Annotated in this window: 19 protein-coding genes; 17 read left to right on the forward strand and 2 right to left on the reverse strand. The window is 44.0% G+C overall.

Annotated elements, in window-relative coordinates; genetic code table 11:
* The first annotated feature begins 17 nt into the window (after positions 1-17).
* Positions 18-578, forward strand: a complete 561-nt coding sequence (lepB, locus tag QM351_RS01285; RefSeq protein WP_003006560.1) for a signal peptidase I — start codon at positions 18-20, stop codon at positions 576-578.
* A gap of 87 nt (positions 579-665) precedes the next feature.
* Here lepB and QM351_RS01290 read toward each other — a convergent pair whose 3' ends face one another.
* Positions 666-1859, reverse strand: a complete 1194-nt coding sequence (locus QM351_RS01290; RefSeq protein WP_031576616.1) for a cation diffusion facilitator family transporter — start codon at positions 1857-1859, stop codon at positions 666-668.
* Between the two features lie 198 nt (positions 1860-2057).
* Here QM351_RS01290 and pcrA point away from each other — a divergent pair, with 198 nt between their 5' ends.
* From pcrA to QM351_RS01310, 4 genes are all read left to right on the forward strand, one after another.
* Positions 2058-4343, forward strand: coding sequence for a DNA helicase PcrA (gene pcrA / locus QM351_RS01295; protein ID WP_272106494.1), 2286 nt, complete (start codon positions 2058-2060; stop codon positions 4341-4343).
* Positions 4344-4711: 368 nt separating this feature from the next.
* Positions 4712-5986: a DUF2130 domain-containing protein gene (locus QM351_RS01300; protein WP_414326209.1), complete on the forward strand. Its 1275-nt coding sequence runs from the start codon at positions 4712-4714 to the stop codon at positions 5984-5986.
* A gap of 9 nt (positions 5987-5995) precedes the next feature.
* The gene (locus QM351_RS01305; RefSeq protein WP_118228292.1) at positions 5996-6439 is read left to right on the forward strand and encodes a GNAT family N-acetyltransferase; all 444 of its coding nucleotides are present in this window, start codon (positions 5996-5998) and stop codon (positions 6437-6439) included.
* 31 nt (positions 6440-6470) lie between these two features.
* Positions 6471-7271 carry an alpha/beta fold hydrolase gene (locus QM351_RS01310; protein WP_031576625.1) on the forward strand — a complete coding sequence of 267 codons (801 nt, stop codon included), beginning with the start codon at positions 6471-6473 and terminating at the stop codon, positions 7269-7271.
* A 31-nt stretch (positions 7272-7302) separates the two neighbouring features.
* Here the strand turns inward: QM351_RS01310 and QM351_RS01315 are convergent, their stop codons facing one another.
* Positions 7303-8619: an FAD-containing oxidoreductase gene (locus QM351_RS01315; RefSeq protein WP_414326212.1), complete on the reverse strand. Its 1317-nt coding sequence runs from the start codon at positions 8617-8619 to the stop codon at positions 7303-7305.
* Positions 8620-8800: 181 nt separating this feature from the next.
* On the opposite strand from QM351_RS01315, the gene truB reads away from it, so the two are divergent.
* The 12 genes from truB (at position 8801) to phoU (ending at position 18749) form a co-directional block, all read left to right on the forward strand.
* Positions 8801-9697: a tRNA pseudouridine(55) synthase TruB gene (gene truB, locus QM351_RS01320; protein WP_371467503.1), complete on the forward strand. Its 897-nt coding sequence runs from the start codon at positions 8801-8803 to the stop codon at positions 9695-9697.
* A gap of 4 nt (positions 9698-9701) precedes the next feature.
* Positions 9702-10637: a bifunctional riboflavin kinase/FAD synthetase gene (locus QM351_RS01325; RefSeq protein ID WP_414326214.1), complete on the forward strand. Its 936-nt coding sequence runs from the start codon at positions 9702-9704 to the stop codon at positions 10635-10637.
* Positions 10638-10948: 311 nt separating this feature from the next.
* A complete protein-coding gene (locus QM351_RS01330; protein ID WP_009732658.1) occupies positions 10949-11350 on the forward strand; it encodes a Spx/MgsR family RNA polymerase-binding regulatory protein in 402 nt (133 codons plus the stop codon).
* A gap of 12 nt (positions 11351-11362) precedes the next feature.
* Positions 11363-11641: a UPF0223 family protein gene (locus QM351_RS01335; RefSeq protein ID WP_009732659.1), complete on the forward strand. Its 279-nt coding sequence runs from the start codon at positions 11363-11365 to the stop codon at positions 11639-11641.
* Positions 11631-12401: an inositol monophosphatase family protein gene (locus QM351_RS01340; RefSeq protein WP_031577054.1), complete on the forward strand. Its 771-nt coding sequence runs from the start codon at positions 11631-11633 to the stop codon at positions 12399-12401. The genes QM351_RS01335 and QM351_RS01340 overlap by 11 nt, the downstream gene beginning before the upstream one ends.
* Positions 12402-13706 (forward strand): RsmF rRNA methyltransferase first C-terminal domain-containing protein, encoded by a 1305-nt coding sequence (locus tag QM351_RS01345; protein ID WP_201037170.1) that lies wholly within the window; start codon positions 12402-12404, stop codon positions 13704-13706.
* A 106-nt stretch (positions 13707-13812) separates the two neighbouring features.
* Positions 13813-14679: a phosphate ABC transporter substrate-binding protein PstS family protein gene (locus QM351_RS01350; RefSeq protein WP_414326216.1), complete on the forward strand. Its 867-nt coding sequence runs from the start codon at positions 13813-13815 to the stop codon at positions 14677-14679.
* A 16-nt stretch (positions 14680-14695) separates the two neighbouring features.
* A complete protein-coding gene (pstC, locus tag QM351_RS01355; protein ID WP_014713132.1) occupies positions 14696-15607 on the forward strand; it encodes a phosphate ABC transporter permease subunit PstC in 912 nt (303 codons plus the stop codon).
* The gene (gene pstA / locus QM351_RS01360; RefSeq protein WP_003006597.1) at positions 15597-16481 is read left to right on the forward strand and encodes a phosphate ABC transporter permease PstA; all 885 of its coding nucleotides are present in this window, start codon (positions 15597-15599) and stop codon (positions 16479-16481) included. The genes pstC and pstA overlap by 11 nt, the downstream gene beginning before the upstream one ends.
* A gap of 10 nt (positions 16482-16491) precedes the next feature.
* Positions 16492-17295 (forward strand): phosphate ABC transporter ATP-binding protein PstB, encoded by an 804-nt coding sequence (pstB, locus tag QM351_RS01365; protein WP_003006600.1) that lies wholly within the window; start codon positions 16492-16494, stop codon positions 17293-17295.
* Positions 17296-17324: 29 nt separating this feature from the next.
* Positions 17325-18083 (forward strand): phosphate ABC transporter ATP-binding protein PstB, encoded by a 759-nt coding sequence (gene pstB, locus QM351_RS01370; protein WP_003003393.1) that lies wholly within the window; start codon positions 17325-17327, stop codon positions 18081-18083.
* A 12-nt stretch (positions 18084-18095) separates the two neighbouring features.
* Entirely contained in the window at positions 18096-18749 is a 654-nt protein-coding gene (gene phoU, locus QM351_RS01375; protein ID WP_021152974.1) for a phosphate signaling complex protein PhoU, read from the forward strand.
* Positions 18750-18878 lie beyond the last annotated feature (129 nt).

Consider the following 18878-nt stretch of genomic DNA (forward strand, 5'->3'; position numbering starts at 1 on the left):
AAGGAAGGGGGACATACATGCCAAGGAGAGATTTAATTAGAAATGTCATCATTGTTGGTGTACTGGTTTTGGCACTGATTTTGCTTCGAATCTTTGTATTTCATCCATTTAGTATCAATGATAAGATGGCCAATGCTTCTGTGAAAACTGGAGATCTTGTGGTAGCGACTAGAAATGCTCAGGTAGATCGCAGTGATTTGGTCTTATACAAGGTCGGTGGAAAAGAATACCTTGGACGTGTTATTGCCAAAGAAAACGACGAAGTCAGCTACGTAGATGATGTCCTCTATTTGAATGGACAGGCAACACCAGAACCTTACCTAAATAAAATGCTGAATAAACACTTGGCGGCTCCAACGAGTAATGGGTATTATACGGATGATTTCTTCTTATCAGAGTTAAAAGGGACCAAGGCTGGTCGTGTACCATCCGATACTTATCTAGTCTTAAATGATAACCGTGGAGATACAGAAGATAGCCGTGAGTTTGGTTATATCCATAAAAATCAGATCGAAGGAGTCGTGAATCTGCGTCTCTATCCCCTCAATAAATTTGGATTTATAAAAGTAGAAGAATAGCCGAAAGGCTATTTTTTCTTACAAAAAAACTACTGCAAAAAAGAATTGCAGTAGCTTTTTATTCTGGTTAGATTGAGGTAGAGGGTTCTATTTTTTCTGTTTACTGGTAATTTGGTGAAAGACCTTTTGCCAGTGTTCATGACGCCGCCAGAGACTGGTATGGATCTGGTCATTTAACTCATAGCGAATCAATTTGGTCTTTTGACTGATAGATTCAATTTCGAAATTCTTAAAGGGAATTTGATGTTCTTCCTGCAAACGGACCAGGTCCTCTTTGTGGCTTTCTTGGCCATACTCATTGATGAGGGTGAAGTTGTCTGCTAGGAGGGTTTGGTATTCCTGCTGAGCCTGCAAGCGTTCCTCATAGGTCTTTAATTTGAGAAGGACATTGTCCAGAATCTCATCTTCAGGGATAGAACTTGGCTCCACATGGACATCGATATCAAAGACGCCAAACTGTTCCTTGAGAAGGCGCTCGACCTCTTCGGTAATAGCATGGCTCTCATAAACAGAGAGGTCTGGATTCATTTCGATGACGACATCTAGGTAAATGTTGCTTCCGTAAGTCCGTCCCCGTTGGGATTTGACCCGGCTGACCTTTGGCAATTCCAGAATAGCCGCCTTGTATTTATCCAGGAGACTTTCATCAAAACCATCGGAGAGGCTGAAGGAGGATTCAATGAAAATGTCGTAGGCAGTTTTTAGGATAAAGAAGGTAATAACGATGGCCACTAATTGGTCCACAATCGGATAGTTAAGAGCACTAGCTCCAATCGCAACAGAGGTTCCTAAAGAAGTGACCACGTCAGACAGGTTGTCTTTGGCAGCTGCCTTGAGGGCCTTGGATTGAGCTTTCTTAGCTAAAGTCCGGTTATAAAGATAGACCGCAAACATGACAAGGGCTGATCCAACTCCGACAATGGCCCCTAAAGGATCAATGACAGTGGTTTCCCTACTGAGGATTTTCTGAACGGTATCTCGTAGGACATCGAAGCCCACATAAAACATGATGATGGAAGTTACCAGGCTAGCTAGATCTTCAATCTTCCAATGACCAAATCGGTGGTCGCGGTCAGCTGGCTGGCGGGCCATGCGAATGCCGATGAGAAGGGCGACGTTACTGATAATATCGGATAAGTTATTAAAACCATCCGCGACCAAACTGGAGGAGTGAAGGAGATGTCCTGTTGCTAATTTAGCTGCGGAAAGAATCAGGTAGGCGACAATACTGATCAGGGCTCCACGTTCGGCTAGTTTTAAATTACTTTGTGATTGATTCACTGATAACTCCTCCAGGCTTCTGTAGATTTCCTCCTAAGCGAAAAACTTGGATCGTTGTTAATGAGGAAATATTCGTTCTTCTTAAGCCTTTATTATAGCCTTTTTGAGTGCAAAATTCAAATGATGCCAACTGTTTCCAAAAGGAGAAAGGGCGAAAATGTGGTATAATAGAACGATTGAATGAATGAGGAGTATGAGATGAATCCTTTATTGAATGGTATGAATGATCGCCAGGCAGAGGCGGTCCAAACGACAGAAGGTCCCCTTTTGATCATGGCGGGAGCTGGTTCTGGTAAGACACGTGTCCTGACCCACCGGATCGCTTACTTGATCGATGAAAAAATGGTCAATCCTTGGAATATTTTGGCCATTACCTTTACCAATAAAGCCGCTCGGGAGATGAAGGAGAGGGCCTATCAGTTAAACCCAGCGACTCAAGATTGCTTGATTGCCACCTTCCACTCCATGTGTGTGCGTATCCTCCGTCGAGATGCGGATCATATTGGCTACAATCGCAACTTTACCATTGTCGACCCAGGTGAGCAACGGACCTTGATGAAGCGGATTTTGAAGTCCTTGAACTTGGATCCTAAGAAATGGAATGAACGGACCATCTTGGGGACCATTTCCAATGCCAAAAATGACTTGATTGATGAAGTGGCTTATGCTGCCCAGGCTGGAGATATGTATACCCAGATTGTCGCCAAGTGCTATGAGGCTTACCAAAAGGAACTCCGTCAGTCAGAAGCAGTAGACTTTGATGATTTGATTATGCTGACCTTGCGTCTTTTTGATCAGCATCCAGATGTGCTGGCCTATTACCAGCAGAAGTTCCAATACATCCATGTAGACGAGTATCAAGATACCAACCATGCCCAATACCAGTTGGTCAAACTCTTGGCTTCACGCTTTAAAAATATCTGTGTCGTTGGGGATGCGGACCAGTCTATTTATGGCTGGCGGGGAGCAGATATGCAGAATATCCTGGACTTTGAGAAGGATTATCCTGATGCCAAGGTCGTTTTGTTGGAGGAAAATTATCGTTCCACTAAGACGATCTTGCAAGCAGCCAATGATGTCATCAAAAACAATCGCCACCGCCGTCCGAAGAATCTCTGGACACAAAATGAAGACGGGGAAGAAATTGTCTATTACAGGGCTAATGATGAGCAGGATGAAGCTGTCTTTGTTGCTAAAACGATTGAAGAGCTTAGTCGCGAAGCTGGCTACAAACACCGTGATTTTGCCGTTCTCTACCGGACCAATGCTCAGTCACGGACCATTGAAGAAGCGCTACTCAAGTCCAACATTCCCTACACCATGGTGGGGGGCACCAAGTTCTACAGCCGAAAGGAAATTCGGGATGTCATTGCTTATCTGAACTTGATTGCCAACCTCAGTGACAATATCAGTTTTGAGCGCATTATCAATGAACCCAAGCGGGGAATCGGGCCAGGTACAGTGGATAAGATTCGTGATTTTGCCCAACTGCAAGAGTCTTCACTCCTGGATGCTTCAGCCAATATCATGCTCTCTGGCATCAAAGGAAAGGCCGCTCAAGCCATCTGGGACTTTGCCAATCTCATTCTTGATTTGAGAGAAAGATTGGACCAGCTGACCATTACAGAGCTGGTCGAAGAAGTCCTTGACAAGACGGGCTATATGACGGCCCTAACCAATCAAGGGAATCTAGAAAGTCAGGCCCGCATCGAGAATATCCAAGAGTTCCTGTCTGTTACCAAGAATTTTGATGAAAATGGAGAGACCGTCGAAGACGAATCAGGTGTGGAAACCTTGAGTCGCTTCTTGAACGATTTGGCTTTGATTGCCGATACAGATGATGGGGCCCAAGAAACTTCAGAAGTCACCTTGATGACCCTTCACGCGGCTAAGGGATTGGAGTTTCCAGTTGTCTTCTTGATTGGAATGGAAGAAAATGTCTTTCCTCTTAGTCGTGCAGCAGAGGATCCAGATGAGTTGGAGGAAGAACGTCGCCTGGCATATGTGGGGATCACGCGGGCAGAGAAAGTTCTCTTCTTGACCAATGCTAACTCACGTTTGCTCTTTGGACGGACCAGCTACAACCGCCCGACGCGTTTCATCAATGAAATTAGCTCGGATTTATTGACCTACCAAGGATTAGCCCGTCCAGTTAATACCAGCTTTAAGGCTTCTTATAGCAATGGAGGCGGAACGACCTTTGGAAAAGGCATGAGCCTGTCACAAGCCCTTCAAGAGCGCAAGAGACAAGCAGCCCCAAGTGCTCTCACGTCATCAAGCCTCCCCTTTGGCAATAGCAACCGTTCTAGCGCCAAAGAAAGCGTCGCATGGGCCATTGGCGACATTGCCGTTCACAAGAAGTGGGGCGAAGGAACCGTGCTTGAAGTATCTGGTAGTGGTAGTACCCAAGAACTCAAGATCAACTTCCCAGAAGTGGGTCTCAAAAAACTCTTGGCCAGTGTCGCGCCGATTGAGAAGAAATAAACTAAAGCCAGTAAGCTAAGTCCACTGTTTCAGATTATAAATAAGCAACATCTTTTCAGAAATCTAAAGTTATTACTGAATGAGACTATTGAAAAAAATATTTTGGAACTAGTGCAAAATAGATTGAGACTTTTCGCCGTGAGGAAAGCATCAGAAACGCATTAGTTTCTGGTGCTCGGTAGATTTGAGACGTAAGGCTCAAATCTAAGGTATGGAATCCCAAAGGGAGTCGCTACCGTCCGTCCTCACCTAAGGAAAGTCTCTATAAAAGAATGAATATTTACTTAAAACCAGCAAGCTTCGTTTGTTGGTTTTGATTTTACTGGTGGCATGATATAATATACTAAGAATAGAGAAAGAGGCATACTATGAACGAAATCAAGTGTCCCAACTGTGGGGAAGTCTTTACAGTCAATGAAAGTCAATACAGCGAACTCTTGTCACAGGTACGGACAGCAGAGTTTGACAAGGAAATTCATGAGCGAATTCGGCAAGAGTTGGCTTTGGCTGAGCAAAAGGCCTTTAATGAGCAACAAGAGAAGTTAGCCAAGAAGGATCAAGAAATTGCCCAGTTACAAAACCAGATTCAACAGTTTGATACTGAAAAAGAATTGGCTAAAAAAGAGGTGGAGCAAACCGCTAGCCAAAGCTTGCTAGAGAAAGAAAAAGAAGTGCAAGCGCTGGAAAATCAATTGGCCACCTTGCGCTTGGAACATGAAAATCAGTTGCAAAAAACACTGTCTGATCTAGAGAAAGAAAGGGATCAGGTACAAAACCAATTGCTCCTTCAAGAGAAGGAAAATGAACTGTCCCTAGCTTCTGTCAAGCAAAACTACGAAGCCCAGCTTAAGGCAGCCAATGAACAGGTCGAGTTCTACAAGAATTTTAAGGCCCAACAGTCAACCAAGGCCATCGGTGAAAGTCTGGAACAGTATGCGGAAAGTGAATTCAACAAGGTTCGCAGTTTTGCCTTCCCAAATGCTTACTTTGAAAAGGACAACAAGGTCTCTGCACGTGGGTCTAAAGGCGACTTTATTTTCCGCGAGTGCGATGAAAATGGGGTGGAGATTATCTCCATTATGTTCGAGATGAAAAATGAAGCTGACGGGACAGAGAAGAAGCATAAGAATGCGGATTTCTACAAGGAATTGGACAAGGATCGTCGAGAAAAGAACTGTGAATATGCCGTTTTGGTGACCATGCTTGAGGCAGATAACGACTACTTCAACACAGGGATTGTCGATGTCAGTCATGAGTATGAGAAGATGTATGTGGTCCGTCCTCAGTTCTTTATCCAGATCATTGGGCTCCTGCGCAATGCGGCCCTCAATTCCCTTAAATACAAGCAAGAATTGGCGCTTGTTCGTGAACAAAATATTGATATTACCCACTTTGAAGAAGACCTAGATGCCTTTAAAGTAGCCTTTGCTAAGAACTACAATTCGGCTTCTGTCAACTTTGGCAAGGCTATCGATGAAATCGACAAAGCCATCAAGCGGATGGAAGAAGTCAAGAAATTCTTGACCACATCAGAAAATCAACTTCGGCTCGCCAACAACAAATTGGATGATGTTTCCGTTAAAAAATTGACTCGGAAGAATCCAACCATGAAGGCTAAGTTTGATGCTTTGAAGGAAGACTAGGAGGATCCTATGCAGATACGAAAAGCAACCATGGAAGATGCTGAAGCCCTACTGTCTTTATACGAAGACTTGGGCTATCCAACAACCGCTTCTAAGCTGTCTCGACGTTTAGAAATGATTCTTTCTCAGCCACATTATGGCTGTCTTCTAGCTGAAAGAAACGGAGTAATTTTAGGTTTCTTAGGTTATGCAAAGCTCTTCTTTTTTGAAGCAGATGGGTCTTACTATCGAATTTTAGCTTTGTCAGTTGCAAAAGAAACAAGACGACAAGGAATTGCTAGTAGGCTAATCGATGAATTGAAAAAACAAGCGGTAAAAGAAGGAGTTGAGGCACTGGCTCTAAATAGTGGATTAACCGCTGAACGAAATGCTGCACATCAGTTTTATCAGGCAGTTGGATTTGAAAAAGTGACTGCCGGCTTTGCCTTGCATTTAAAAACTCAACCTAAATAAATCATGAAAAAATAGTAGAGGGAACGAAGTAATGTCTTCAACAAAAGGGAAAACCTTATATTTGAACAAAAAGAGCATGGACTATGTAACATTTGGAAAAGGTAAGCAGCCATTAGTGATCATACCAGGCTTGGGGGATGGGCTTCAGACCGTTAAAGGAAAGGCACAGCTCTTTTCTCTCTCGTATCGTCTACTTGCTAAACGTTATAAAATCTATGTTTTTTCTCGAATCAATGAGCTGAGACAGGGCTATACGACGTGGGATATGGCAGCAGATGTAGCAGAAGCAATGGAGACACTAAACCTAGATACCGCTTATGTTATGGGGATTTCACAAGGTGGAATGATTGCCCAATGGCTAGCTGCAGATTTTCCAGAAAAGGTTCAAAAGCTCATTTTAGCCGTGACCACTGCAAAACCTAGTCAACTTGCTAGAGAACGAATTGAGCATTGGCAAAAACTTAGTCAATCTGGAAATTTTAAGCATCTCATGCTGGATATTGCAAAGCATTCCTACACGCAAAAGAGCTATCAAAAGTGGCGGTTGCTTTATAATATCATGGGTCGCTTGGGGCGAATCAAAGATGAAAATAGAATAGCCATTCAGTCTCAGTCTTGCCTGGAACATAATAGCCTTGAGGTCTTAAAAGAAATTCATTGTCCGACCCTGATCCTTGGTGCCCTTGAAGATGATGTGGTCGGTGTGGACGGATCTAAGGAACTAGCAAAAGCGATTTCGGGTTGCCAGCTCCTTATTCTAAAACATTCTGGGCATGCTCTTTATGAAGAAAATAAAGTATTTCAAGAGGCTGTCTGTGAATTCTTAAACTAAAAAACGCTGGAAAAATTTCCAGCGTTTTTATTTAAATCGCAAAGAGATCGTTTAGGTTTTCTGCCATGGTTGGGTGGGTAAAGATTTGTTTTGCAATGTAAGTATAAGGGATCTTGTTGTCCATCGCCATGGTAATCAGGTTGATGATTTCGCCTGCAGCTTCTCCAAAGAGAGTCACTCCAAGAATTTCTTTGGTTTCTGGGTTAACCACGGCTTTGAAGGCACCTCGAAGGTCTGCATTGACGTGTCCGCGTGGCATAGCAGCAACTGGCAATTCTTTAACAGCAACTGGAAGTCCTTTGTCACGTGCTTCTTGCTCGGTCAAGCCGACTTGGGCAAGTGGAGGAGCAATAAAGAGTGTTGTCGCATAATTTCTACGAGTTTCGAGATTGTAGCTACCATCGCCTGTGAGGTAGTTGAAGACAATGCGGAAGTCATCGAGTGACATGTAGGTGAATTGAGGGCCACCATTGACATCTCCAACTGCAAAGACACCAGGGACGCTGGTTTCCAAATGACGGTTGACTTTGATCGCTCCACGATCAGTGACTTGGATGTCTGTGTTTTCAAGACCAAGTCCAGCTGTGTTTGGCTTACGACCTGTTGCGTAGAGAAGGATATCGAACTCAAAGTCTCCCTTATCTGTGACAACCGTTAAGCTGTTTTGGCCATCTTTGATTTCTTGGGTATGAACGCCTTGCAAGAATTGAATACCGTCTTCTTCAAGGTAGCTTTTTGCAAGAGCTGCAATACTTGGCTCGATCCGTGGCAAGAATGTTTCAGAAGCATCCAATACCGTTACTTGGCTGCCCAAGGTATTATAGAGATGAGCAAATTCCAATCCGATTGGTCCACCACCAAGGACACCGAGGCGTTTAGGTAGGTTTTCCAAACGTTGAATGCCGGTTGAATCCACGGCAAATTTACTTTCAGCCAAACCTGGAATCGGAAGGATAGTTGGCACAGCACCAGTATTAATAATAATGGTTTCAGCTGTCAATTCTTCCTTTTCATCTCCAGCTTGAATTTCGATGACCTTGTTAGAAACGAAACGAGCCGTCGCATCGATAATGTCTACGCCAGTTCCAGCAATGGTTGCGTAGTTCTTGCCGTTGAGACGAGTCGTCACTGCATTTTTCTCATTCATAGCTTGCTCAAAATCCAAGCCTTTTTCTGCTGCAACAATCAAGGTCTTGGTTGGAATACAAGCGATATTGATACAAGTACCACCGTACATAGATTTGCTCTTTTCAATCAGAGCGACTTTTTTTCCTTGGCTTGATAATTTCGCTGCGAGTGTTTTACCAGCTTTACCAAATCCAATCACAATAACATCATACATTAACATATGTTACACCTTCTTTCGCTTTCTATTGTATCAAACCCATTTTAAAAAGTCTGAAATCTGCTACGGGATTTTTTGGCAGCTCATGGGGAGGGAGAAAGAGGGACAAGAAGTCTTGTTTCATGGTATAATAAAGGGTCGGTGGCCCGGATGGTCACACAATCAGTTAGAAAGAGCAAATCAGATGGACGGAATTATCAATGTAAAAAAAGAAGCAGGCATGACCTCACATGATGTGGTCTTTAAACTGCGAAAAATCTTAGGAACTAAGAAGATCGGCCATGGGGGAACGCTGGATCCGGATGTGGTGGGAGTGCTTCCGATTGCAGTTGGCAAGGCGACCCGGATGGTCGAATTTATGCAAGATGAAGGCAAGGTCTATGAAGGAGAAATCACTCTGGGATTTTCTACCACGACGGAGGATGCCAGTGGGGAAGTCGTAGAGCGGACCCCAGTGGAAGCCCCTTTAGATGCAGCAGAAGTAGACCGTAAGATTGCCCAGATGGTGGGAGAGATGGAGCAGGTACCGCCTATGTATTCCGCGGTCAAGGTCAATGGACGTAAGCTCTATGAATATGCGCGGGCAGGAGAAGAAGTGGAACGCCCTGTCCGACAGGTAACCATTTATGAATTCACGCGCACTAGTGAGATTGGCTATGAAGAAGGCCTGGCCCGTTTTCGTTTCCGGGTCAAATGCAGCAAGGGGACCTATATCCGGACCTTGTCGGTGGATTTGGGTCAAAAACTGGGCTACGCAGCGCACATGTCCCATCTGACACGGACCAGTGCTGCCGGTTTGTCACTAGATGATGCCCTGACCTTAGAAGAAGTGGCTGAAAAAGTAGCCCAAGGAGATTTGAGCTTCCTTCATCCACTTGAGATTGGCACCGGGGATCTGGAAAAAGTAGAGCTGACAGTAGAAGAGGTTGGCGAAGTCCAAGTGGGACGCTTTATTCCTGTTGAGAGTGACTCCAGAGAGTTGGCTGCTTTTTACCAAGGAAAATTGGTAGCCATTTTAGAAAAAAGAGAAGAACTTTACAAACCTCGAAAAGTCTTTCTAACAGAAAGTGTGTTACAATAAATTCATGAATATTCGTACAATTACTACTGCTAACCAGATCCATTTGGAGAATGAGACAGTTTTGGTTCTGGGCTACTTTGATGGCCTGCATCTGGGGCATCAAGAACTCTTTAAAAAGGCGCGTCAGATAGCGGATGAAAAAGGCTTGAAGGTCGCTTTGTTAACCTTCCCTGAATCTCCTAAGTTAGCCTTTGTTCGCTACCAACCAGAATTACTGCTTCATTTGCAGAGTCCTGAGGATCGGTTCCAAAAATTAAACGAACTAGGAGTGGATGAGCTCTTCCTCATTGATTTTACGACCGATTTTGCTTCTAAAACCGCCAAAGAATTTGTTGTTCAATTTGTCAAAGCCTTGAGGGCCCGAGTTTTAATTGCTGGATTTGATTATAGTTTTGGCTCTGATAAAAAAACGGCCTCTGACTTAGCTGATTATTTTGATGGTCAAGTAGAAGTCATTTCCCCTGTATTGGATCAGGGTGAAAAGATTAGTTCGACCCGCATTCGTCAAGCTATCCTAGAAGGACGCGTCCACGAAGCTACCCGTCTACTTGGTCACCCTTTATCCAGTCGGGGAATCGTCGTGCATGGGGATGCACGTGGCCGCACCATTGGCTATCCTACCGCAAATCTAGCACCGATTGATCGGACCTATTTACCATCAGATGGGGTTTATGTAGTGGATGTCGATTTTAAAGGGCAGACTTACCGTGGGATGGCTTCTGTCGGGAAAAATGTCACCTTTGATGGGAAAGAGCTTCGTTTCGAAGTCAATCTCTTTGATTTTTCTGGAGATATCTACGGTCATACCCTGACCATTCGCTGGTTAGATAAGATTCGAGAAATGGTCAAATTCGATGGGATCGATCAACTAGTGGCGCAACTAGAAGAAGATGAAGCAGTTTCACGAAACTGGACCAAGAGGCTGGGACAAAAGTCCTAGCCTCTCAATTGTTTTTGGATTTTCGAGCAAGACGCAGTGGTTGAGTGGGCTCTACTACGCTGATTTCATCAGCTTTTACAGCCCTACTCAACTGTGCGGAGGTGGGACGACGAAATCGAATACTAACGAATTACCGATTTCTGTCCCACTCTCTTTTTTCGGGCATCTTCTTGGGGAATAATGAAAGTGGTTTCTTTTTTTCTACTGAAATTCAGAAAAATCGTCGAGAAATCAAAAAAGCGCTTTTCAAGCACCTAATTTTTTTGTATAATAGAGTTAGATAGTTATATATAAAAAAAGAAGTGAACCACATGATTACATTATTTTTATCACCGAGTTGTACATCATGTCGAAAAGCTCGGGCTTGGTTAAAAAAGCACGATGTTCCATTTAAAGAACACAATATAATGACAAGTCCTTTGAGCAAACAGGAGTTGACAAGTATATTGGCCTTGACCGAAAACGGAACAGACGACATTATTTCAACTCGTTCAAAAATTTTTCAAAAATTGGATGTTGATGTTGAAGATTTATCGATCTCAGCCTTGATTCATCTGATTGAGGAAAATCCAAGTCTCTTACGGAGACCGATTATTTTAGATAACAAGCGCATGCAAATCGGCTTTAACGAAGACGAAATTCGGGCCTTCTTGCCGCGGAGTTATCGAAAACAAGAGTTACGCTCTGCCACTCTAAGAGCAGAAATAAACTAAGAAGTATGTCGAATGCAAAAAAATTATAGTTACCCACTGGACTTATCGTGGAGCACTGAAGAGCTTGCTTCAGTGCTTTCTTTTTACAATAAAGTTGAAGAAGCCTATGAAAGTAAGGTAGAGGCCAAAGAATACATGGAAGCCTACCGCGCTTTTAAGAAGGTCGTGCCTAGTATCGGAGAAGAAAAACGTCTCGGACGGGAGTTCGAAGAAGTGAGCGGTTATTCTCTCTATCGTGCGACCCAGGCTGCAAAGCAAAAAGAGGAAGGATGGTTTTCTCTTGAAGAATAAATTAGAGTTTGCCAAACAAATCGTTTTAGAGGCTGGAGACTACTTGCGTCTTCATCTCCATGATGACTTGATGATCTCAAAAAAGACTGGGCCGACGGATTTGGTAACCCAGATGGACCAACAGGTTCAAAAGGATTTGGTTGAAAAAATCACACATCGCTACCCAGAAGATCGGATTTTTGCGGAGGAAAATGGCCTTCGTTCACCGATTTCAGAAGGATCCGTTTGGGTGATTGATCCTATTGATGGGACCAATAATTTTGTGACCCAAAAGGAAGATTTTGCGGTGATGGTGGCCTATTTTGAAGACGGAATTGGTCAGTTTGGCCTGATCTACGATGTGATGCGGGATCACCTTTTTTACGGGGGTGGAGAATTCCCTGTTTATCGCAATGAGGTTGAACTGACGCCCTTTGTGGACCAACCTCTGGAAAACCTTTTGATTGCTTCAAATGTCGGCATGCTTGAGAAAAATGACTGGGGCATGGCCGATCTTGGTATGGACTCTCTTGGCATTCGGGTCTACGGAAGTGCCGGTATTAGTTTTTCAAAAATTCTCTCAGGTGGGATTCTAGCTTATTTTAGCTATATCTGGCCTTGGGATTATGCCGCAGCTGCGATCATGGGGGAACAGTTGGGCTATACCGTTTTAAATCTAAATGGAGATAAACCTAATTACCAGTCAGTGGAACCCATTATGATGGTTCCAAAAGTGAAGTTAACAGAAATTCAAACCTATCTTAAGAAAGGGAGAAGTTAAATGAATTTTCCCAATGGTTTTAAAGAAAAATACCAGCATCTTCTAGGTGAGGATGCTGCTGCTTTTTTTGCGACCTTTGAGCAAGAAGCAGTATCGGCCTTTCGGACTAATCCTTTGAAAGAAACTCAAAAAGCATTTGATGATCCGATTCCCAATACCCCTTGGGGACATTATGGAAAGGTCTCAGGAAAATCCATCGAGCACGCAACGGGCTTGGTCTATTCGCAAGAGCCAGCAGCTCAGATAGTGGCCCAAGTCGCCCAGCCTAAGCCAGGAATGAAGGTCTTAGACTTGGCCGCAGCTCCTGGGGGAAAGACCACCCAACTCTTGTCTTATTTGGACAATCAGGGACTCTTGGTCTCCAATGAGATCCACAAGGGCCGCTCGAAAATTCTTGTAGAGAATGTCGAACGCTTTGGTGCGCGAAATGTGCTAGTAACCAATGAGTCTGCCGATCGTCTAGCAAAGGTTTTCTCAGGCTTTTTTGATCTGATTGTACTAGACGCCCCTTGTTCAGGTGAGGGGATGTTCCGCAAGCAACCAGATGCCATGGACTATTGGTCTGTCGATTACCCTCGAGAGTGCAGTCTCCTTCAAAGAGAGATTCTAGAGGATGCCCTCAAGATGTTGGTTCCAGGTGGTTCCTTGGTGTATTCAACCTGCACCTGGGCTCCTGAGGAAAATGAAGAGATCGTATCCTGGCTTGTGGAAAACTATAATCTGGAGCTGGAAACGATCGAGAAGATCAATGGTATGGCAGAAGGCATTGACTATCCAGAAACGGCGCGCATGTATCCTCATCTCTTTAAAGGGGAGGGACAATTTGTTGCTAAGTTCCGTTATCTAGGAGAGAATCGACCTGCCAAAATCCCTTCCAAAAAGGACCAATTATCTGCAGAACAAAAGAAATGGTGGCAGGAGTTTGCTAAGAAACACTTGAAGATCACTCTAGAAGGTGTCCTCGAAACCTTTGGGGACGAACTCTACTTGGTTCCACTTGGTTTACCAGATTTGCGCAAAGTAAAAATTGCTCGAAATGGCTTGCACCTAGGAACCTTCAAGAAAAATCGATTTGAACCTAGTTTTGCCCTTGGTCTAGCTCTGAAACCGAGTGAAGTCAAAGAGACCGTTTCGATCACGCCTGAGGACTTTGTTCATTATGTGGCGGGAGAGACAGTTCAATTGAAGGAAACGCATCCAAATGGATGGTACCAGGTTCTTGTAGAAGGCAATGGTTTGGGCTTTGCCAAAGTGACCGGGCAAACCCTGAAAAATTTCTATCCAAAGGGGCTTCGTTTTAGGTAAAATGCTGGGCAAAGAACCCGTTCTATGATATAGTGGAAGTACAGTTTTTTTTGAAAAAACTTGTCAAAATCATAAGTGAAATAGTGAAATATCAAGGAGACATGATTTGAAAAAGTCTAAAAAGCTGATCCTAGGACTAGCGACGATCGTATTAGCAGGAAGTTTATCTGCTTGTGCTTCTTGGATCAATCGCGGAGAATCCATCACTGCTGTTGGATCCACTGCCTTGCAACCCTTGGTTGAAGGAGTGGTAGATCGCTACATTGAAGAACATCCTGGTAAGATTGTGAATGTACAAGGAGGAGGTTCTGGTACAGGACTTTCACAAGTTCAATCAGGTGCTGTGGACATCGGAAATAGTGACTTGTTTGCAGAGGAAAAGTCTGGGATCGATGCCTCTAGTCTGGTCGATCATCAGGTAGCCGTAGCAGGAACAGCCATCATTGCCAATAAAAATATCTCGATCGACAATCTGACAACGGAGCAATTGCGAAAGATCTTTACAGGCGAATATACCAACTGGAAGCAGTTGGGTGGTCCAGATCTTGAGATCACGATTGTGAACCGTGCCGTAGGTTCTGGTAGCCGTGCTGTCTTTGATGCCATTATCATGGATGGCAAACAACCCAAGCAGGCCCAAGAGCAAGACTCTAATGGAATGGTGAAAAACATCGTTTCTCAAACTCCAGGAGCCATCTCTTATCTAGCCTTTACCTACTTGGATAGCAGTGTCAAAACCATGAAGCTCAATGGTTATCAACCAACCAAAGCCAATGTCGTCAACAATAACTGGCCCATCTGGTCTTACGAACATATGTATACCAAGGGAAAACCTAATGAGTTGTCTAAAAAATTCATTGACTACATGATGACGGATGAGGTTCAGCAAAAAGTTGTTGGCAAGATGGGCTATATTCCAATCAATGATATGAAAGTCACCCGTGATTTAAAAGGGATTGTGACAAAAAAATAAAAGAATTAGGTAAAAAATGAACGAAGTAGCAAAAAAAATGCTGACGAAATCAAAAAACTCCCGCCTAGAAAAATTTGGGAAAACCATTACCTTTCTATGTATGAGTTTGATTGTCGTCGTCGTTGCCATGATTTTGATTTTCGTGGCCCAAAAAGGTTTATCGACTTTCTTTGTTAATAAAGTCAATATCTTTAGTTTTCTATTTGGGAGCTCTTGGAATCCTGCTGCAAAGGAATTTGGAGCCCTACCCATGATTCTAGGTTCCTTTATTGTAACCTTGCTTTCTGCCCTCTTGGCAACGCCGTTTGCCATTGGTGCAGCTGTTTTCATGACAGAAGTCTCCCCCAAAGGAGCTCGTTTCTTGCAACCAGCGATTGAGCTTTTGGTGGGAATTCCTTCAGTTGTTTATGGATTCATTGGTCTTCAAGTGGTCGTCCCATTTACGCGTAGTCTCTTTGGAGGGACAGGTTTTGGGATCCTCTCAGGGGTCTTTGTCCTCTTTGTTATGATTCTACCAACTGTTACCTTTATGACGACCGATAGCCTCCGAGCTGTACCCCGTCACTACCGGGAAGCTAGTATGGCCATGGGAGCGACCCGCTGGCAAACCATTTGGCATGTCACGCTCAAGGCAGCCCGCTCTGGAATCTTTACAGCGGTCGTCTTTGGAATGGCGCGTGCCTTCGGGGAAGCCTTGGCTATCCAGATGGTGGTCGGAAACTCTGCAGTGGTGCCAACCTCGCTCACAACACCAGCTTCCACCCTCACCTCTATTTTGACCATGGGAATCGGAAATACCGTCATGGGTACGGTCAATAACAATGTTCTTTGGTCACTCGCCTTGGTATTGCTCCTCATGAGTCTTGCCTTTAACAGTGTGATTAAACTGATTACGAAAGAAAGAGGTAAGAAGAACTATGCACGCTAAACGAATGGATAAAATTGCAACAGGAGTACTGTATGCTATTTCAGGGATCATCGTTGCGATTCTTGCCTCATTGATCCTTTATATCTTGGTCCGTGGCTTGCCCCATGTATCCTGGCACTTCTTGACTGGGAAATCCTCTTCTTATCAAGCAGGAGGAGGGATCGGAATTCAATTGTATAATTCCTTTTTCCTCTTAGTCATTACCTTGGTGATTTCCTTCCCACTTTCTCTTGGGGCTGGGATTTACCTTTCTGAGTACGCTAAAAAAGGGCGCTTGACCAATTTGGTTCGTACCTGTATTGAGATCTTGTCTTCCTTGCCATCTGTCGTTGTAGGTCTCTTTGGTTACTTGGTCTTTGTTGTCCAGTTCAAATATGGATTTTCGATCATTTCAGGGGCTTTGGCCTTGACCGTCTTTAACCTGCCCCAGATGACCCGCAATATCGAAGATAGCTTGCAGCACGTCCATCATACGCAGCGCGAAGCAGGTTTAGCACTGGGCTTGTCTCGCTGGGAAACCGTGATTCATGTCGTGGTACCGGAGGCTCTTCCAAGCATTATTACTGGGGTTGTATTGGCATCAGGACGGATCTTTGGGGAAGCCGCTGCCTTGATCTATACAGCAGGTCAATCGGCTCCAGCTCTTGATTGGTCAAACTGGAACATCTTTAGTGTGACGAGTCCGATTTCGATCTTCCGTCAGGCTGAAACCTTGGCCGTCCATATCTGGAAGGTCAACAGTGAAGGAACTATTCCAGACTCGATCGAAGTCTCAGCCGGTTCTGCCGCAGTTCTTTTGATCTTTATCTTGATCTTTAACTTTGGAGCACGCAAACTCGGAAGTTACCTCCATAAAAAACTAACATCTGCTTAAAGGAGAAGAAATGTCAAAATACAATTGGGATGAGAGACACATCATTACTTTTCCTGAAGAAAAGGTGGTCCTATCGACCAAAGATTTGCATGTCTATTATGGAACGAACGAGTCCATTAAAGGCGTCGACATGCAGTTTGAAAAGAATAAGATTACAGCCTTGATCGGTCCTTCAGGATCTGGGAAATCAACCTACCTCCGTAGTTTGAACCGGATGAATGATACCATCGATATTGCGCGTGTTACGGGTGAAATTTGGTATGAAGGAATCGATGTCAATCGTCCAGATATCAATGTTTATGAAATGCGTAAGCATATTGGGATGGTTTTCCAACGGCCCAATCCTTTTGCCAAATCGATTTATAAAAACATCACCTTCCCGCATGAACGCGCTGGGGTGAAAGATAAGAAGATCTTGGACGAATTGGTCGAAACTTCTTTGAAACAGGCAGCTCTATGGGATCAGGTCAAGGATGATCTTCATAAATCAGCCCTGACACTTTCAGGTGGTCAACAGCAACGACTTTGTATCGCGCGAGCCATCTCTGTGAAGCCAGATATCTTACTCATGGATGAGCCTGCTTCAGCGCTTGATCCGATCGCGACAGCGCAATTAGAAGAAACCATGCTTGAGTTGAAGAAGGATTATACCATTGTCATCGTGACCCACAGCATGCAACAAGCAGCCCGTGCTAGCGATTATACCGGTTTCTTCTATCTTGGAAACCTCATTGAGTACGATAAGACTTCGAATATTTTCCAAAATGCGAAATTGCAATCGACCAACGATTATGTATCGGGTCACTTTGGATAAAGTAAAATGACAACAAAAAGGAAAATAGAATGACAGAACCAATATTGCAAGTCAAGGACTTGTCGGTTTATTACAATAAAAAGAAGGCTCTAAATAGCGTCTCCTTGGACTTTGCTCCAAAGGAGATTACAGCCTTGATTGGTCCTTCAGGATCAGGGAAATCTACCCTTTTAAAAGCCATTAACCGCATGGGGGACCTCAACCATGAGGTCACTACCACAGGAACCATCCTCTACAATGGACATAATATCTATGGACCACGGACCGATACGGTCGAATTGCGTAAGGAAATCGGAATGGTCTTCCAACAGCCCAATCCTTTCCCAATGTCCATTTATGATAATGTGACCTATGGATTGATGATTAATGGTGTCAAGGACAAGGCTGTCTTGGATGAAGCAGTTGAAACCTCTTTGAAACGCGCGTCCATCTGGGATGAAGTCAAGGATCGCCTGCATGATTCGGCGATCGGACTTTCCGGTGGTCAGCAACAGCGGGTCTGTGTGGCGCGGGTTCTTGCGACCAGTCCAAAGATTATTCTTTTGGATGAGCCAACTTCAGCGCTGGACCCGATTTCAGCTGGTAAAATTGAAGAAACCTTGTATGGACTAAAAGACCGCTACACCATGCTCTTGGTGACACGCTCCATGCAACAAGCGAGTCGGATTTCCGATAAAACAGCCTTTTTCTTGGATGGGGATTTGATCGAGTACAATGACACCAATGAAATGTTCTTGAACCCAGCTAAGAAAGAAACAGAAGACTATGTCTCTGGTAAATTTGGATAGGAAGAAAATAAAATGTTACGAGTTCAATTTGAAGAAGATTTAGAGAAGTTGCATAACCAGTTTTATGCAATGGGAAATGAAGTGTTGAGTCAGATCAACCGTACGGTCCGCGCTTTCGTGACCCATGACCGTGAATTGGCCCGCCAAGTTATCGAAGATGACGCGGAGATCAACGACTACGAAGTGAAGTTAGAGCGCAAATCCTTTGAGATTATTGCCCTTCAACAGCCCGTTTCACAAGACCTTCGTATCGTGATGACTGTCTTAAAAGCGGTCTCCGACTTAGAGCGGATGGGTGACCACGCAGTATCAATTGCCAAGGCAACGATTCGCATGAAAGGGGAAGTCCGCATCCAATCTGTTGAGGAAGAGATCAGCAAGATGGGCCGTGAAGTCAAAGATTTTGTCGAAGCGACATTAGATGTTTACCTCAAAGGCGATGTGGATTTGGCCTATGAAGTTGCGACACGAGACGAAGTCATCAACCATTACTTCGATAGCATCCAAGAATTAGCAACAGAAGAAATTCGGAAAAATCCTGAGTCCATCGTGACCGGGAGGGATTATTTCCAAGTGATCAACTTCTTGGAACGTATCGGAGATTATGCAAAAAACATCTGTGAATGGGTGGTTTACTTCGAAACAGGTAAAATTATCGAAATGTAAGATCATAGAGTCTTTTCGATATCAGACAGGCATTCTAATGCTTGTCTTTTCTTTTATCTTGACTTTGTGATAAAATAGTTTTATTAGGGCTTTTCATTGGAAAGCAAGAAACATTTAAAGGAGGAAATT

This window comes from Streptococcus parasanguinis (genome assembly GCF_047465465.1).
GTDB classification, from domain to species: domain Bacteria; phylum Bacillota; class Bacilli; order Lactobacillales; family Streptococcaceae; genus Streptococcus; species Streptococcus parasanguinis_AI.

Bases quoted from the DNA above. Each gene is read 5' to 3' on its own strand.
- QM351_RS01305 (WP_118228292.1), top strand. From the start codon at position 5,996: ATGCAGATACGAAAAGCAACCATGGAAGATGCTGAAGCCCTACTGTCT.
- pstA (WP_003006597.1), top strand. From the start codon at position 15,597: ATGCACGCTAAACGAATGGATAAAATTGCAACAGGAGTACTGTATGCT.
- lepB (WP_003006560.1), top strand. From the start codon at position 18: ATGCCAAGGAGAGATTTAATTAGAAATGTCATCATTGTTGGTGTACTG.
- phoU (WP_021152974.1), top strand. From the start codon at position 18,096: ATGTTACGAGTTCAATTTGAAGAAGATTTAGAGAAGTTGCATAACCAG.
- QM351_RS01315 (WP_414326212.1), bottom strand. From the start codon at position 8,619: ATGTTAATGTATGATGTTATTGTGATTGGATTTGGTAAAGCTGGTAAA.
- pcrA (WP_272106494.1), top strand. From the start codon at position 2,058: ATGAATCCTTTATTGAATGGTATGAATGATCGCCAGGCAGAGGCGGTC.
- QM351_RS01345 (WP_201037170.1), top strand. From the start codon at position 12,402: ATGAATTTTCCCAATGGTTTTAAAGAAAAATACCAGCATCTTCTAGGT.
- pstC (WP_014713132.1), top strand. From the start codon at position 14,696: ATGAACGAAGTAGCAAAAAAAATGCTGACGAAATCAAAAAACTCCCGC.
- QM351_RS01335 (WP_009732659.1), top strand. From the start codon at position 11,363: ATGCAAAAAAATTATAGTTACCCACTGGACTTATCGTGGAGCACTGAA.
- QM351_RS01310 (WP_031576625.1), top strand. From the start codon at position 6,471: ATGTCTTCAACAAAAGGGAAAACCTTATATTTGAACAAAAAGAGCATG.
- QM351_RS01325 (WP_414326214.1), top strand. From the start codon at position 9,702: ATGAATATTCGTACAATTACTACTGCTAACCAGATCCATTTGGAGAAT.
- truB (WP_371467503.1), top strand. From the start codon at position 8,801: ATGGACGGAATTATCAATGTAAAAAAAGAAGCAGGCATGACCTCACAT.
- pstB (WP_003006600.1), top strand. From the start codon at position 16,492: ATGTCAAAATACAATTGGGATGAGAGACACATCATTACTTTTCCTGAA.
- pstB (WP_003003393.1), top strand. From the start codon at position 17,325: ATGACAGAACCAATATTGCAAGTCAAGGACTTGTCGGTTTATTACAAT.
- QM351_RS01330 (WP_009732658.1), top strand. From the start codon at position 10,949: ATGATTACATTATTTTTATCACCGAGTTGTACATCATGTCGAAAAGCT.
- QM351_RS01300 (WP_414326209.1), top strand. From the start codon at position 4,712: ATGAACGAAATCAAGTGTCCCAACTGTGGGGAAGTCTTTACAGTCAAT.